Origin of the sequence: Enterobacter pseudoroggenkampii, assembly GCF_026420145.1 — a bacterium.
Classification (GTDB): domain Bacteria; phylum Pseudomonadota; class Gammaproteobacteria; order Enterobacterales; family Enterobacteriaceae; genus Enterobacter; species Enterobacter pseudoroggenkampii.
On record NZ_JAPMLV010000005.1, the window covers coordinates 17473 to 33114 of the forward strand.

13 protein-coding genes are annotated in these 15642 nt (G+C 56.3%); 6 read left to right on the forward strand and 7 right to left on the reverse strand.

Annotated elements, in window-relative coordinates:
• Window position 1 precedes the first annotated feature (1 nt).
• From lgt to rppH, 3 genes are all read right to left on the reverse strand, one after another.
• Window positions 2-877 carry a prolipoprotein diacylglyceryl transferase gene (lgt, locus tag OTG14_RS18380; RefSeq protein ID WP_023309046.1) on the reverse strand — a complete coding sequence of 292 codons (876 nt, stop codon included), beginning with the start codon at window positions 875-877 and terminating at the stop codon, window positions 2-4.
• Window positions 878-1070: 193 nt separating this feature from the next.
• The gene (gene ptsP, locus OTG14_RS18385; RefSeq protein WP_024909296.1) at window positions 1071-3317 is read right to left on the reverse strand and encodes a phosphoenolpyruvate--protein phosphotransferase; all 2247 of its coding nucleotides are present in this window, start codon (window positions 3315-3317) and stop codon (window positions 1071-1073) included.
• Between the two features lie 12 nt (window positions 3318-3329).
• Window positions 3330-3860, reverse strand: a complete 531-nt coding sequence (gene rppH, locus OTG14_RS18390) for an RNA pyrophosphohydrolase (protein WP_013098553.1) — start codon at window positions 3858-3860, stop codon at window positions 3330-3332.
• Between the two features lie 683 nt (window positions 3861-4543).
• Between rppH and mutH the strand changes: the two genes are divergently transcribed.
• From mutH to OTG14_RS18405, 3 genes are all read left to right on the forward strand, one after another.
• On the forward strand, window positions 4544-5236 hold the full coding sequence (gene mutH, locus OTG14_RS18395) for a DNA mismatch repair endonuclease MutH (protein ID WP_267215567.1): 693 nt from the start codon (window positions 4544-4546) through the stop codon (window positions 5234-5236).
• A 128-nt stretch (window positions 5237-5364) separates the two neighbouring features.
• The gene (locus OTG14_RS18400; RefSeq protein ID WP_008499668.1) at window positions 5365-5583 is read left to right on the forward strand and encodes a YgdI/YgdR family lipoprotein; all 219 of its coding nucleotides are present in this window, start codon (window positions 5365-5367) and stop codon (window positions 5581-5583) included.
• 131 nt (window positions 5584-5714) lie between these two features.
• Window positions 5715-6755 (forward strand): NADP(H)-dependent aldo-keto reductase, encoded by a 1041-nt coding sequence (locus OTG14_RS18405; protein ID WP_248272365.1) that lies wholly within the window; start codon window positions 5715-5717, stop codon window positions 6753-6755.
• A 93-nt stretch (window positions 6756-6848) separates the two neighbouring features.
• Here OTG14_RS18405 and lplT read toward each other — a convergent pair whose 3' ends face one another.
• Together lplT and aas are read right to left on the reverse strand one after the other, a co-directional pair.
• Complete coding sequence (lplT, locus tag OTG14_RS18410; protein WP_267215568.1) at window positions 6849-8042, reverse strand: lysophospholipid transporter LplT; 1194 nt, start codon at window positions 8040-8042, stop codon at window positions 6849-6851.
• Complete coding sequence (gene aas / locus OTG14_RS18415; RefSeq protein ID WP_267215569.1) at window positions 8035-10194, reverse strand: bifunctional acyl-ACP--phospholipid O-acyltransferase/long-chain-fatty-acid--ACP ligase; 2160 nt, start codon at window positions 10192-10194, stop codon at window positions 8035-8037. Before aas ends, lplT begins: the two co-directional genes overlap by 8 nt.
• A gap of 425 nt (window positions 10195-10619) precedes the next feature.
• On the opposite strand from aas, the gene galR reads away from it, so the two are divergent.
• Window positions 10620-11636 (forward strand): HTH-type transcriptional regulator GalR, encoded by a 1017-nt coding sequence (galR, locus tag OTG14_RS18420; RefSeq protein WP_048990698.1) that lies wholly within the window; start codon window positions 10620-10622, stop codon window positions 11634-11636.
• Here the strand turns inward: galR and OTG14_RS18425 are convergent.
• Window positions 11597-12082, reverse strand: coding sequence for a GNAT family N-acetyltransferase (locus OTG14_RS18425; RefSeq protein ID WP_148769152.1), 486 nt, complete (start codon window positions 12080-12082; stop codon window positions 11597-11599). The genes galR and OTG14_RS18425 overlap by 40 nt on opposite strands.
• A gap of 221 nt (window positions 12083-12303) precedes the next feature.
• Here OTG14_RS18425 and OTG14_RS18430 point away from each other — a divergent pair, with 221 nt between their 5' ends.
• Complete coding sequence (locus tag OTG14_RS18430; protein ID WP_267215570.1) at window positions 12304-13341, forward strand: LacI family DNA-binding transcriptional regulator; 1038 nt, start codon at window positions 12304-12306, stop codon at window positions 13339-13341.
• Here the strand turns inward: OTG14_RS18430 and lysA are convergent.
• Window positions 13311-14573 (reverse strand): diaminopimelate decarboxylase, encoded by a 1263-nt coding sequence (lysA, locus tag OTG14_RS18435; protein ID WP_024909307.1) that lies wholly within the window; start codon window positions 14571-14573, stop codon window positions 13311-13313. The two genes, OTG14_RS18430 and lysA, sit on opposite strands and share 31 nt — an antisense overlap.
• 121 nt (window positions 14574-14694) lie before the next feature.
• Between lysA and OTG14_RS18440 the strand changes: the two genes are divergently transcribed.
• Window positions 14695-15627, forward strand: a complete 933-nt coding sequence (locus OTG14_RS18440) for a LysR family transcriptional regulator (RefSeq protein ID WP_267215571.1) — start codon at window positions 14695-14697, stop codon at window positions 15625-15627.
• The last annotated feature ends 15 nt before the right edge of the window (window positions 15628-15642 follow it).

Consider the following 15642-nt stretch of genomic DNA (forward strand, 5'->3'; position numbering starts at 1 on the left):
CTCAGGAAATTTGTTGCTGTGGACGACGACGATACGCCCAAATCATCATAATGGCACCCGCGACAATCATCGGAATGGAGAGGATCTGCCCCATGCTGATGTACTGTACCCACTCGCCGGTAAACTGTGCGTCAGGCTGGCGGAAGAATTCGACGATGATGCGGAACGCGCCATAGCCAATCAGGAACAGCCCGGAAACAGCCCCCATCGGGCGCGGCTTGCGAATAAACAGGTTGAGGATGATAAACAGCACCACGCCTTCCAGCGCCAGCTCATACAGCTGAGACATATGGCGCGGCAGAACGCCGTATGTATCGAAAATGGACTGCCACTCCGGATGCGATGGCAGCAGCGCGATATCTTCTGCGCGGGAGCCCGGGAAGAGCATCGTGTACGGCACGCTCGGGTCGACGCGGCCCCACAGTTCACCGTTGATAAAGTTGCCCAGACGACCAGCGCCGAGACCAAACGGGATCAGCGGTGCGATAAAATCTGAAACCTGGAAGAAGTTGCGTTTGGTGCGTTTGGCAAAAATCACCATCACCAGGATCACCCCAATCAGGCCGCCGTGGAAGGACATGCCGCCGTCCCAGACGCGGAACAGATAGAGCGGATCGTTCAGGAATACCGGGAAGTTATAGAACAGCACATACCCGATACGACCACCGAGGAACACGCCGAGGAAGCCCGCATACAGCAGGTTTTCAACTTCGTTTTTGGTCCAGCCGCTGCCCGGACGGCTGGCGCGACGGCCAGCGAGCCACATGGCAAAAATGAAGCCCACCAGGTACATCAGACCGTACCAGTGAAGCGAAACAGGTCCTACTGAGAAAATGACCGGATCAAATTCCGGAAAATGCAGATAACCACTGTTCATCTGTCACCACAAGATGTTGTTATTCCGCTGAAAGTGGACAGCGGTAGAAATGCGATTCTGCTGTAAGCAGAGGCTCCAAAGTTGCGAATCATAGCACAAGGCGGGCGCGGAGGATGCGCCAGAGATGTAAAAGATGTGTATAGGGTTTTATGCGCGCTGGCGCCCTCACCCACAGGGAGAGGGCGAAAAACGATTAGCGGCCGCCGCGGATCAGACCGCCCATACCGCGTCGTTCCATAAACGCCGCGACCTGGTGGCGGACTTCCGTTGCCAGCTGCGCCTCAAGGCTGCGTTCAGCCAGCTCGCGGGCATCATTGATGTCGATATGCCGCAGCAGGTATTTCACGCGGGCGACGGCGCGACCGTTCATCGACAGATGGCGGAATCCCAGACCAATCAGGATCGCAACACACATTGAATCCCCGGCCATTTCACCGCACAGGCGTAAATCAATACCGTACTGCTCCGCTTCACGGGCGATCATCGCTAACGCGCGAATAATCGCCGGATGCAGGCTGTCGTAGATACTGGCGACGCGAGTATTGTTACGGTCGACGGCCAGGATATATTGCGTCAGGTCGTTCGTGCCGACAGAGATAAAATCAACACGGTTTGCCAGCTGCGGCAGCATAAAGACCATAGACGGCACTTCAAGCATCACCCCAATCCGCGGTTTCGGGATCGCATAGCCGATCATCTCTTCCACTTCGCGGCCAGCACGTTCGATCAGCCGCCGGGACTCGTCGATCTCATCGATGCTGGTGACCATCGGCAGCAGGATGCTGAGATTGCCCGTCGCCGCGTTGGCGCGCAGCATCGCACGAACCTGGATCAGGAAGATCTCCGGCTGATCGAGCGTAATGCGGATCCCACGCCAGCCCAGGCACGGGTTTTCTTCGCTGATCGGCATATAGGGCAGCTGTTTATCCGCCCCGACATCCAGGGTACGCAGGGTGACAGGTTTGTCGTTAAACATCTGCAGCATCCCCTGATACTGTGCCACCTGCTCCTCTTCGGAGGGGAAACCACTCTGCAGCATGAACGGGATTTCAGTACGGTATAGGCCAATACCGTCGATGCGGCTGCCAAGCTTTTCTTCATGTTCAGGGCTTAAACCGGCGTTGAGCATGACTTTGATCCGCTCACCGCTCTTCAGCTGTGCGGGCAGGTTAACGTCATCTTCCGCCAGCTTGCTTAATTCATTCTCTTCGCTGATAAGACGCTGGTACTCCTGGAGCAGAACCGGCTCAGGATCGACCAGCAGCTCACCGCGATAGCCGTCGACCACCAGCGTACGTCGGTGCAGTACCGACGGCTGAATGTCCGCCCCCATAACGGTAGGGATACCCAGCGCGCGCACCATAATGGCGGCGTGTGAGTTGGCGGCACCATCACGCACCACCACACCGGCCAGCCTGTCCTGGGGCAGTTCAGCCAGCGTCGTTGCCGAAAGTTCGTCGGCGACCAGAACAAACCGTTTTGGCCAGGCATTCGGGCCCTGAATGGTGTCATCAAGATGGAACAGCAGGCGCTGCCCCAGCGCGCGCAGATCCCCTGCCCGCTCTTTCAGGTAACCGTCGGTCAGTGCTGCAAACTGGTCGGCAAATTTTTCGATGACCTTCTTAACCGCCCACTCGGCAACCGAGCCTTTATCCACTTCCGCAAAAAGCTCACGACGCAGACGCGCATCGGAGAGCAGGTGCGAATAGAGGTCGAAGATGGCCGCCGTCTCTTTTTGCGCGCCTGCGGCAAAGCGCTTGCTGTAACGACGAAATTCATTCGCCGCCTCTTCCAGCGCGGCGGTGAGACGCTCGCGCTCAAGGGCTTCATCAAGCGTTGAGGCTTCGTAAACCTGCTCCATCAGCGGCAGCGTAGCGTCCATCCAGCCTTCCGCTATCGCCACGCCTGGCGATGCCGGAAGGGCACGAATGCGCGTATGGCGATACTGACCAAAAAGCGCGGCAAGCTGGGACTGAGAGAGGATCGCCGCCATCTGCGTGGCCAGCGTGACGAGGAAAGACTCCTCGCTTTCGTCGTACTGACGTAGCTCACGCTGCTGGACGACCAGCACGCCGAGCAGCTGGCGACGCTGAATGATCGGCACGCCAAGGAAAGCGCGGAAGCGCTCTTCTTTTACGGAAGGGATGTACTTAAAGCTGGGGTGTTTTTGTGCGTCAGCAAGGTTGATGGGTTCAGCCAGCCGCCCGACCAGACCCACGATACCTTCATCAAATGCGAGCGTTACGGTGCGTCCGCGTGGTTTTTTCAAACCACGGGTTGCCATCAGGTAATAACAGCGCCGATCGTGGTCGGCCAGATACACCGAACAGACCTCGGTTTCCATCGCAAGACAGATGTCGGTGACCAGAATATTCAGCGCCTCGTTCAGACGCGGCGCGCTGGCCACCTTCTCGACTATTTCTCGCAAGCGGGTGAGCATGATTTGCGTAGCTTAACCTCTTTTACGTCGCCAGGCAGGTGCGCTCTGCGGCTTAGGCGGGATCTCCTGAAGCTGCATTACCACACTTGCAAACTCTTTCATCACCCTACGGTAAACATCGCGTTTAAATGACACGACCTGACGAACAGGATACCAATAGCTCACCCAGCGCCAGCCATCGAACTCCGGCGTACTGCTGGTTTGCATATTGATGTCTGAATCGTTGCCCACCAACTGCAACAGAAACCACTTCTGTTTCTGGCCGATACAAACCGGCTTTGTGTCCCAACGCACCAAACGTTTCGGTAACTTGTAACGCAACCAGTTGCGGGTCGAAGCCAGGATGCGAACATCTTTTCGGCTTAAACCGACCTCTTCAAAAAGCTCCCGGTACATCGCTTGTTCTGGGGACTCTCCCGGATTGATCCCGCCTTGCGGGAACTGCCAGGAGTGCTGACCATATCGCCGGGCCCACATTACCTGGCCCTGACGATTACAAATTACTATTCCTACGTTCGGGCGGTAGCCATCGTCATCAATCACCGGACTACCCCAAACTAAACCTTATATATGAATGATTGTTTCACACTACAGGGAGGCGGTAAACCACTCTCTTACAGGGCTGCAACCTAATAACATTTGAATAACTCACAAATAAGTGCTGAGTTATAAACAGATGAGTGGCAGTGAAGGGAATTTTATTCACCTTTTCTGTGGATATAGTTGTGAAGAAGTGTCTGATTACCGATGAACAACCTTAAACGCTGCCATATCCCCTCTTTCACCTGAATTCAATAATGTAATTATTTTCATAGAGTTAAATGTATTTTCATGAACACAAAACAGAATAACGTGACGATCATCACATCAGGGATCGTCGTGCTGATGAAAGATCGAACAGCGTCGGTTTTATCCACAGATTGTGCCAATAAGTTAGTCACAATTTGTTTGAAAATTCGATTTTCATCGCACGTCAAGGCTGTAAATTGAAACAGTAGTCAGGGTTATGCCCAGTTATCCCATTTTTCTGTGGATAACATGGTGTAAGATCCTGTTCATTGTCAGTGACCAGATTTGAACAACCGGTTTTCTGACTCGGGTGAAACGATTTCAAACCCATAAAAAAACCTATAAATCATATACATGGAATATTGGTACAGAAATAGTTAAACTCTATCCACAGGGGACAATTTCTTCGTTTATTTTTTAATCAAAAGGTTACCGTCATGCATCCGCTTACACCCTTGCTCTCACCGCCGTCCAGCGAGGGCCAGTTGCTCCAGCAGGCACAGCGTCTTGCGGGCTTTTCGCTTGGCGAGCTGGCGGCAATGGCAGGGCTTCCGATCCCGAAGGATCTTAAGCGGGATAAAGGCTGGATCGGCATGCTGCTTGAGCTGTGGCTGGGTGCGAGCGGAGGGAGCAAACCCGAGCAGGATTTTGCAGCACTTGGCGTGGAGTTAAAAACCATCCCAATAGATAGCCAGGGCAAGCCGCTTGAGACCACCTTTGTCTGCGTTGCGCCATTAACCGGCAACACCGGCGTGACGTGGGAAACGAGCCACGTTCGCCACAAGCTGAAGCGCGTGTTGTGGGTACCGGTTGAAGGCGAGCGACAGATCCCCCTGGCTGAACGTCGCGTTGGCGCGCCGCTGCTCTGGAGCCCGAACGAGGATGAAGAGCATCAGCTTCGGCTGGACTGGGAGGAGCTGATGGACATGATCGTTCTTGGGCAGGTAGAGCGCATCACCGCCCGACACGGAGAAGTGTTACAGCTGCGTCCGAAAGCGGCCAACAGTAAAGCGCTTACCGAGGCCATCGGCGCACAGGGTGAGCCGATACTGACGCTGCCGCGCGGTTTTTATCTCAAAAAGAATTTCACCGGCGCGCTCCTGGCACGTCATTTCCTGTTAAAAACATAGTTTTTTACTTATTTTGCGAGCTCTCAAACATAATCGACTGCTTTTTAAGATTTTACTGCTTCCTCAAGTCGCCATATCGGGTTAATACTAGATTATGATTTGATACGCGCCAGATGAGGACGATAACGATGAAAAAATGGGCAGTGTTAGTTTCAGCAGTCGGTTTAGCGTTTGCCGTATCGGGCTGTAGCAGCGATTACGTCATGGCGACAAAAGACGGTCGAATGATCCTTACCGACGGCAAACCCGAAGTTGACGATGATACCGGTCTGGTCAGCTACCGCGACCAGGAAGGCAATAAAATGCAGATCAATCGCGACGAAGTATCGCAAATTATCGAGCGATAAACAGAGAGAGGTCAGTCGCTTGCTGACCTTTTTGATTTTTTTCTTCCCCTTTTGCTTCCCCTCTGCCATGTTTATATTCCTTTGTCGGGCACGCCCTGACGCGGTCTATAAGTCTACTGAGGAAGCCGGCTATGCATTATCACCGTATCCCCCACAGCGCTCTGGAAATAAGCCAACTGGGGTTGGGCACGATGACATTTGGTGAACAAAACAGCGAAGCCGATGCCCATGCACAACTCGATTACGCCGTCAGCCAGGGGATTAACCTGATTGATGTCGCGGAGATGTACCCTGTTCCGCCACGTCCGGAAACGCAGGGACTTACCGAAACCTACGTCGGTAACTGGCTGGCAAAACACGGCAACCGTGAAAAGCTGGTGATTGCCTCCAAAGTCAGCGGCCCCGCGCGCAACAACGATACCGGGATCCGCCCGAATCAGATCCTCGATCGCAAGAATATCCGCGCCGCACTGGACGCCAGCCTGAAGCGCCTGCAAACCGATTATCTCGATCTGTATCAGGTGCACTGGCCTCAGCGCCCAACCAACTGCTTTGGTAAGCTCGGCTACACCTGGAATGAGAGCGCCCCCGCCGTGACGCTGCTGGAAACGCTGGAAGCGCTGACCGAATGCCAGCGCGCGGGAAAAATCCGCTATATTGGCGTCTCTAACGAAACGGCCTTTGGGGTCATGCGCTATCTGCACCTGGCGGATAAACACGATCTGCCGCGTATCGTGACTATTCAGAACCCGTACAGCCTGCTTAACCGCAGCTATGAAGTGGGTCTGGCCGAAGTGACGCAGTATGAAGAAGTGGAACTGCTCGCCTACTCCTGTCTCGGCTTCGGCACGCTGACGGGGAAATATCTGAACGGTGCGAAACCGGCCGGGGCGCGTAACACCCTCTTTAGCCGCTTTACCCGTTACAGCGGCGAGCAGACGCAGAAAGCCGTTGCCGCCTATGTGGATATCGCGAAGCGTCACGGTCTTGACCCTGCGCAGATGGCGCTGGCCTTCGTGCGTCGTCAGCCGTTTGTTGCCAGCACCCTGCTGGGCGCGACCACGATGGAGCAGTTGAAAACCAATATTGCGAGTTTCAATCTGAACCTGAGTGAAGAGGTGTTAGCGGAGATTGAAGCGGTGCATCAGGTTTATACTTATCCTGCACCGTAATAAAAGCAAAACGGCAACGCACGTTGCCGTTTTTAGGGTTTGCTCCCTCTCCCTGTGGGAGAGGGCCGGGGTGAGGGCATCAGGCCGCACTTATCAGCGGCGACGTTGCCAGATCCACAAACCCGCAATCGCCAGCGCAAACAGCCCGCCAAACCCGACGCCAATCCCCACCACCGGCACACCCACTTTTACCGCCAGCGAGTAGAGCCCCAGCATTAGCAGCATCGCCAGGTTTTCCCCCAGGTTTTGTACCGCGATGGCATTGCCTGCCCCGACGGTCTGTTTGCCCCGCTCCTGCAGTAACGCGTTCAGTGGCACCACGAAGAAACCGCCCAGAATACCAATCAGGATGAGGAGGACATACGCGGGCAATAACGCATGCTGCAGCGAGAAGATCAGCACCACGACGCCAATCAGGATCCCTGCGGGCATGCAGCGTGCTACCGTCTCGAGCGTTACCAGCTTCGCCGCCGCGCCTGCCCCCACCACAATGCCGATGGCCACCATCGCATTCAGATAGGTCGGCGTCGCGTTGTCAGTAATCCCCAGCGCCACCGGCACCCACAGCACCAGCAGGAAGCGCAGCGTGACGCCCGCACCCCAGAACATACTGGTCCCCATCAGGGAAAAACGCGTTTCACCGTTACGCCACAGCACGCGGCAGGCGGTAAAGAAACTGCCGGTCATCGGTTTAAAGCGCCAGGATTGCCCCGGGCGAGCCACCGGCAGCTTAGGAATAAACAGGTTCGCCACGACCGCCCCACCATACACCGCCGCGCATACGCCCAGTGCCGCCAGGATATGCCAGTCGGCCAGCACGCCGCCCGCAACGGATCCGAGCAGGATAGCGGCAATGGTTGACGACTCCATCAGACCGTTGGCTTTCACCAGCTTATCCCCGGTGGTCAGCTCGCCGAGAATGCCATACTTCGCCGGGGAGTAGGCGGCGGCGCCAATGCCCACCAGCGTATAGCCAATAAACGGATTAAAGCCAAAACAAATGCTGGCCGCACCCAGCAGCTTGAGGCCATTGGCAAACATCATCACCCGACCTTTCGGGAAGCTGTCCGCCACCTGCCCGACGAACGGAGCAAAGATAATGTAAGCGCCCACAAACACCATCTGCAGGATCGGCTGACTCCAGTCGGGGTAAAACTCGGCTTTCAGCAGCGCCAGCGTGGCAAACAGCAGCGCGTTATCGCCGAACGCAGAGAGAAACTGTGCGGCGATGACGGCCATCATGCCTTTCGATCTGAGCGATGTGTTAGTGTGTACTGACTCACGCATTTTGCTGTTCCGCCTCTTCAACCATGCCTTTCAGGGTCACGAAATCGGGCTTCCCGCTACCCAGCACAGGGAGCTGTTTCAGGTAGCGAATATCGCGCGGCACGGCCAGTTCAGGAATACCGTGTTCACGCGCATAGCTCAGTAACCTGTCGCGCTTAAGCTCACCGTCGGTCGTAAACAGCACCAGCGCCTCGCCTTTGCTGGCGTCACTCTTCACCACCGTCGCATGCATCTTATCCGTGGACACGGCCGTCGCCAGCTGCTCAACCATTTCCAGAGAGACCATTTCACCGGCGATTTTGGCAAAGCGTTTCGCGCGTCCTTGAATCTGTACAAAGCCCTGTTCATCAAAACGGACGATATCCCCGGTGTCGTACCAGCCGGTTTCAACCTCGCCGTTGACATTTTCCGCTGTGGGCACCTCCAGCACGCCCGGGTTTTCCACGCGCAGATACCCGTTCATCACGTTTGGCCCTTTGAGCTGCAGACGGCCACCGTCCTCAATGCCCGGCACGGCCAGCAGACGCGCGTCCATCCCCGGCAGAATTCGGCCAACCGTACCCGGTTTCGCCGCCATCGGCACGTTAATCGAGACCACGGGCGCACACTCGGTCACGCCATACCCTTCGAGAATGCGCAGGCCAAACTTGTCCTGCCAGATCTGACGCGTGCTCTCCTGCAGTTTTTCCGCACCGGCCACCACATACCGCACGCGATAGAAGTCATACGGATTGGCGAAACGCGCATAGTTGCCGAGGAAGGTTGAGGTGCCGAACAGGACGGTGCAGTTACGGTCATACACCAGCTCCGGCACAATCCGGTAATGCAGCGGGCTTGGATAAAGGAACACTTCTGCGCCGGTCAGCAGCGGCGTAAACAGCCCCACCGTCAGGCCAAAGGAGTGGAACAGCGGCAGCGCCGACATAAAACGGTCATCCGCGGTAAAGTCAGCAATGCTTTTGATCTGCTCAACGTTCGCCAGAATGCTCTTGTGGCTGTGGACGACGCCTTTCGGGTTGCCCTCCGATCCCGACGTGAAGAGGATAATGGCGTCATCTTCCGGCTGCTGTTTGACCTGCGCCAGACGCGGCACCAGCAGGTGAGCAAAAATCCACAGCTTGTCGCCGGTGGTCACGTCGGCTTTCAGATCCTCCAGGAAGACCCAGCGTACCTGGGTGAGCTGCTCGGGAAGATGCCAGAGCTTGCCTTTGTCCAGGAACTGACGAGAGGTAAAGACGGTATTAATCTGGGCAGCGGTGATGGCGCTGGTCAGCCCTTTCACGCCCGCCGTGTAGTTCATCATCGCCGGGATCCGGCCCCTGGAAACCGCACCAAAAATCACCGCCGCGCTGATGCCCGCGTTAGGCAGCATCAGGCCAATCTTTTCGCCCTTTTTGCTGTACTTCTCAAGAATGCGGCCCACAAACAGGGTCTTGGTCAGCAGTTTGCGATAGGTATCCGGGGTAAAGTTGATGTCTTCGATGCAGTTTTTCTTCGCGCCATAGCGGTGCTGCGCGGAAAGCAGAGATTCGTACAGCGTTTCGCGCGGACGCACGGCCATGCGCGCTTCCATCATAATCTGGTGCAGCATTTCCCCGGCGATTTTACGGCGATCGCGGGCACGCGGCGCGTCGGGCATCGGTAACGACGTTGGCGGCAGAATATGCAGCGTGATTTTGGGGAACAGACGCTGCTTCACCAGTCCCTTCAGACGGCTGAAATGGGTCAGCTCTGCGCCTTCAATTCGCAGCGGCACTACGGTCGCTTTTGACTTCGCCGCGACAAACCCCGCACCGTCGTAGATTTTCATCAGCGAACCGGTCACGGAGATACGCCCTTCCGGGAAAATGACCACCGGACGACCCTGCTCGACCAGACGCACCAGATGCTTAATCATCATCGGCTTTGTCGGGTCGAGCGGCACAAAATCAATCAGCGGCGTGAGCCAGCGCATGTACCACTGCTGGCTGATGGAGGTATAGACCGCAAATACCGGGCGCACGGGCAGAAACAGCGCCAGCAGGATACCGTCTATAAAGGAAACATGATTTGGTGTGATAAGAACGCGTTCGCCGCGAAGCGCCTGGGCATCGCCAGTGACGCGGATGCGAAAAAGAATACGGAACAGTGTACGGAAGAACCCAAATAGCATCTCAACTCCCTTTGCCAGCCAGTGTGGAGGGTTGATAGTAAATGGTGGCAGATTACACGAGAAGTGATACGGGAGCGACAGCAAAAGTGGAGGCGAAAAAAAACCTGCGCATCCGCGCAGGTTGGTGCAAGAGATGAGTACGAAACCGTACTAAGAATTCTCACCAATCAATACCTCTGGGATCTCAACTGTATCAATCTCATTAACATCCTCGCCATCGGACAATCGCAACAGCCTGAGGCAAAGTGTAACCAAAGGTTCAGATTGACATTCTTCAGACATGACTGCGCGTGTAACGATTACACCGCCAGGGTTGTTCTGCGTCACGTTTGTGGAGAGCGGAAATCCGCTCCCCTTGAATGCGCGCCGCTTTTCCGCAACACTATTTGGTGTGTAAACGCTTACCCCCAATAAGAAGGTAATGAATGGCGACAATAAAGGATGTGGCCCGTCTGGCAGGTGTGTCGGTGGCAACCGTCTCCCGCGTGATTAACGACTCCCCAAAAGCCAGTGACGCATCACGCCAGGCGGTACAAAGCGCCATGGAATCCCTGAACTATCATCCCAATGCCAATGCCCGCGCGCTCGCCCAGCAGTCCACAGAAACCATTGGTCTGGTGGTAGGAGATGTCTCCGATCCCTTTTTCGGCGCGATGGTGAAAGCCGTTGAGCAGGTTTCTTATCAGACAGGCAATTTTTTGCTGATCGGCAATGGCTATCATAATGAACAAAAAGAACGCCAGGCCATCGAGCAGCTGATCCGCCACCGCTGCGCGGCGCTGGTAGTACACGCCAAAATGATCCCGGATGCCGAACTGATTCATCTGATGAAGCAGATCCCCGGGATGGTCATCATCAACCGCATTATTCCCGGCTTTGAGAAACGCTGCGTGGCGCTCGACGACCGCTACGGCGCGTGGCTTGCGACCCGTCATCTGATTCAGCAGGGCCACACCCGGATTGGCTATCTCTGTTCAAACCACCCGATTTCTGATGCAGAAGACCGTCTGCAGGGCTACTACGATGCCCTGCGCGAAAACGGACTGCCGTGCAATGACCGCCTGGTGGCCTATGGCGAACCGGATGAGAGCGGCGGTGAACAGGCCATGACCGAGCTGCTGGGTCGCGGACGGAATTTCACGGCGGTTGCCAGCTATAACGACTCGATGGCCGCAGGGGCAATGGGGGTGTTGAACGACAACGGGATTGAGGTACCGGCAGAAATTTCGCTGATTGGCTTCGACGACGTGCTGGTCTCCCGCTACGTTCGCCCGCGCCTGACCACCGTGCGCTACCCGATTATCACCATGGCCACACAGGCCGCCGAGCTGGCGTTAGCGCTGGCGGAACAGCGCCAGCCGCCGGATATTACGCATCTGTTTAGTCCGACGCTGGTTCGTCGTCACTCCGTTGCGTCGCCTGCGGAAGCGCAGAGCGAATAACGGTAGAGGTGAACCCGCGTGTTGGGGTATTCCAGCCCATCGCCGATATATTGCCAGCCGTAACGTTCGTAGAAGTCACGGCAGGCAGACCAGAGGTGCAGTTCTTCATATCCCGCCTGCGCGGCCCAGGTAATAACATGCTGCTGTAACTTTCCTGCCAGCCCCTTGCCTCGCGCCGCGTCGTCAACGTACAGCGCCGCCAGCCACGGAAAGAGATCCTGACGGGTGATCAAATCGCAGCGCCAGATCCCCACCGTGCCAATAAGCTGTTGGTCTTCTACGGCAATAAAGGTCAGCGGTAATTTTCCCGGCGTCTGGCTGTGCTCAACGATGCTGTGGAAAAATTCCCGGGGAAGCCCTTCGCCAAACGCCTGCCAGATCCAGTCGGTTACCTGCTCAGCATACTGCGGTGCATCGTAAAGCGGGAGGATAACAGTCTTTTTCACGTTTCACCTGCGTATTCTCATTAATGGGCTGGCCTGACGCCTCCAGCTCGTTTTGGCGATTATTTTACCAGAGTCAGACTATTTAGTTTTACTTCAGGCAGGCCAGACAAATCGTTACCGAAAAGCGTGATCGTGGCGGAATTTTTGCGCTTCCCGCATCGCTTATACGGCGTAAGCTCTGTGTTAAACTGCAGATCATTACGTGAAAGCAGGAATGTAGAATGGTAACAATGCTGGATGTCTCACTGCGCGCGGGCGTGTCGAAGGCCACGGTATCGCGCGTGCTGAACGGCACGGGTCAGGTTAAAGAGAGTACGCGTCAGCAGGTGTTTGCGGCGATGGAAGAGCTGGGCTATCGGCCGAACTTTCTCGCGCGCTCGCTGGCTAACCAGACCAGCAACAGCATTGGTCTGGTCGTCTCGACCTTCGACGGCTTTTACTTTGGCCGCCTTCTCCAGCAGGCGTCGCGGCAGACCGAAACCCACGGGAAACAGCTTATCGTCACCGACGGTCACGACGCGCCGGAACAGGAAGAACAGGCGGTGCAGATGCTCGCCGATCGCCAGTGCGATGCCATCGTGCTTTATACGCGCTATATGAGCGAAAAAGCGATCATCAAACTGATGAACACCGTAAAAACACCGCTGGTGGTCATTAACCGTGAAGTGAGCCAGGCGCCGGATCGCTGTGTGTTCTTCGAACAGCAGGATGCCGCGTTTAAGGCCGTGGATTATCTGATCGAACAGGGCCATCGGGAGATCGCCTGTATCACCGTCCCGATCCATACCCCAACCGGGAAAGCGAGGCTGACGGGCTATCGCAAGGCGCTGGAAAAGCACGGCATCCGTCTGGACGAGCGTCGGATAAAGTACGGCGATGCGGGAATGACCGGGGGATACGAGCTGTGCAAGGAATTGATTGCCGACGGTGTATCGTTTAGCGCCCTGTTTGCCTGTAACGACGATATGGCGCTGGGCGCGTCCAAAGCGTTACACCAGGCGGGGCGTAAAATCCCGCAGGATATTTCACTGTTCGGCTTTGACGATGCCCCTAGCGCGAAATGGCTGGAACCTGCGCTCTCGTCGGTTTATCTGCCCATCGACAATATGATTGTCACGGCCATCGATCAGGCGATCCGGCTGGCAAAAAACCAGCCGGTCGATGCCATCCCACCGTTTACCGGCACGCTGGTCTTACGCGATTCGGTCACAACGGGGCCGTACTTACATCAGATGAGCTCTAACGCCAGCAGTTCCTGAATGGTCTGGCGGCGGCGGATTAACCGCGCCTTGCCGTTATCAAACAACACTTCCGGCAGCAGCGGGCGGCTGTTGTAGTTAGATGACATAGACGCCCCGTAAGCACCGGTGTCGTGCAGCACAAGATAATCACCCGGTTTGACCTCTGGCAGCGCGCGGGTCTCCACTTTGCCGCCCTCCTGCTGGGTAAACACGTCACCCGATTCGCACAGCGGCCCCGCAACGACCGTCTCAACGCGTGGTGCCTGCGATAAATCGCGGCCGTCGGCAGCCAGGGCGGTAATGTGGTGATAGCTGCCGTACATGGACGGACGCATCAGATCGTTAAAGCCTGCGTCAATCAATACAAAGTGGCGAGACCCCATCTCTTTCACGCTGCGCACCTGCGAAACCAGCACGCCGGCTTCCGCCACCAGGAAACGACCCGGCTCAATTTCCAGTTTCACCGCGTGGCCCAAATGCGCGGCGATTTGATCGCGCGCTGCGCTCCACAGACCGTAATAGTGATCGGTATCGATCGCCTCTTCGCCCTCGCGATAAGGAATGGAGAGACCGCCACCGGCAGAGATCGCCTCCAGATCCTGACCGAAGTCGACAACCTGGCGCACCATCGCGCCGCACACCTGCTCCAGGTGGCCGTAATCGACGCCAGAGCCAATGTGCATATGAATCCCCACCAGCTTCAGGCCGTAGCGCTGTAATACCGCCAGCGCGGCAGGCATATCGGCATACCAGATCCCATGCTTGCTGTTTTCGCCACCGGTATTGGTTTTTTGGCTGTGGCCATGACCAAAGCCCGGGTTCACGCGCAGCCAGACGCGATGGCCGGGTGAAACCTCGCCCAGCTGCTCCAGCATATCCACAGAGCCGGCATTCACCGGGATCTGCAGCTCGTGGACGCGCGCCAGCGTCGCATCGTCGATCACATCGGCGGTAAAGACGATCGCGTCACCGTCGGCTTTCGGATCGTATCCGGCCGCCAGCGCGCGCTCGATTTCGCCGAGTGAAACGGAGTCCACCTTCACGCCCTGCTCACGCATCAGGCGCAGAATGTGGATATTGGAGCAGGCCTTCTGGGCAAAACGCACCACGTCAAACTGATGCAGGGCGGCGATCTTCTCGCGAACAATCTGCGCGTCGTAGACCCACACCGGGCAGCCAAATTCGGCGGGCAGGCGCAGCAGGTTGTCGGCGTTCAAATCGGTATCAGTCTGGTTCAGCGGGCGTGGCATGGTCTTCTCCGGGTAAATGCGTTTTCATGATTACGCCACAGCACAAAGAGAATAAAAAATATCGTTTTATCGCGAGTCTATGCAAAAATGATATGGTCAGTTCTCTGCTTTCAGGTGCCCTATGCCCGCCGTCAATTTACGCCATATCGAGATTTTTCACGCCGTGATGACCACCGGTAATCTCACCGAAGCCGCACAGATGCTGCATACCTCGCAGCCGACGGTGAGCCGCGAGCTGGCGCGCTTCGAGAAAGTGCTGGGGTTGAAGCTGTTCGAACGCACCCGGGGCAGGCTTCACCCGACGGTACAAGGGTTACGCCTGTTCGAGGAAGTTCAGCGCTCCTGGTACGGGCTGGACAGAATAGTGAGTGCCGCGGAAAGCCTGCGCGAGTTTCGTCAGGGCGAGCTGTCGATCGTCTGCCTGCCCGTCTTTTCGCAATCCTTTTTGCCGATGCTGCTGCAACCCTTTCTGGCCCGATACCCGGAGGTCAGCCTCACCATCGTGCCTCAGGAATCACCTCTGCTTGAAGAGTGGCTTTCGGCTCAGCGCCATGATTTAGGCCTGACCGAAACCCTCTCCACGCCTGCGGGAACGGCGCGCACGGAGTTGCTCTCGTTAGATGAAGTGTGCGTTCTGCCCGCCGGGCATCGGCTTGCCGGTAAGGCGGTGCTTACACCGGAGGATTTCCACGGGGAAAACTACATCAGCCTGTCGCAGACCGACAGTTATCGACAGCTGCTGGATACGCTGTTTTCCGAGCATCAGGTCAAACGCCGAATGGTGGTAGAAACGCACAGCGCGGCCTCGATTTGTGCGATGGTACGCGCAGGCGTCGGCGTCGCGGTGGTGAATCCGCTCACGGCGCTGGATTATGCGGAAAGTGGGATTGTTGTACGTCGGTTTAGTGTCTCAGTTCCTTTCACCGTTAGCCTAATCCGCCCACTGCATCGTCCGGCATCGGCGCTGGTGGAGGCGTTCAGTGAGCATCTGCAAGGAGGGTTAAGTCTGTTGGCTGACCAGCTAAATAAGATGTTGAATCAGACGCCCCACTGAACAGCGGGCGTCTGA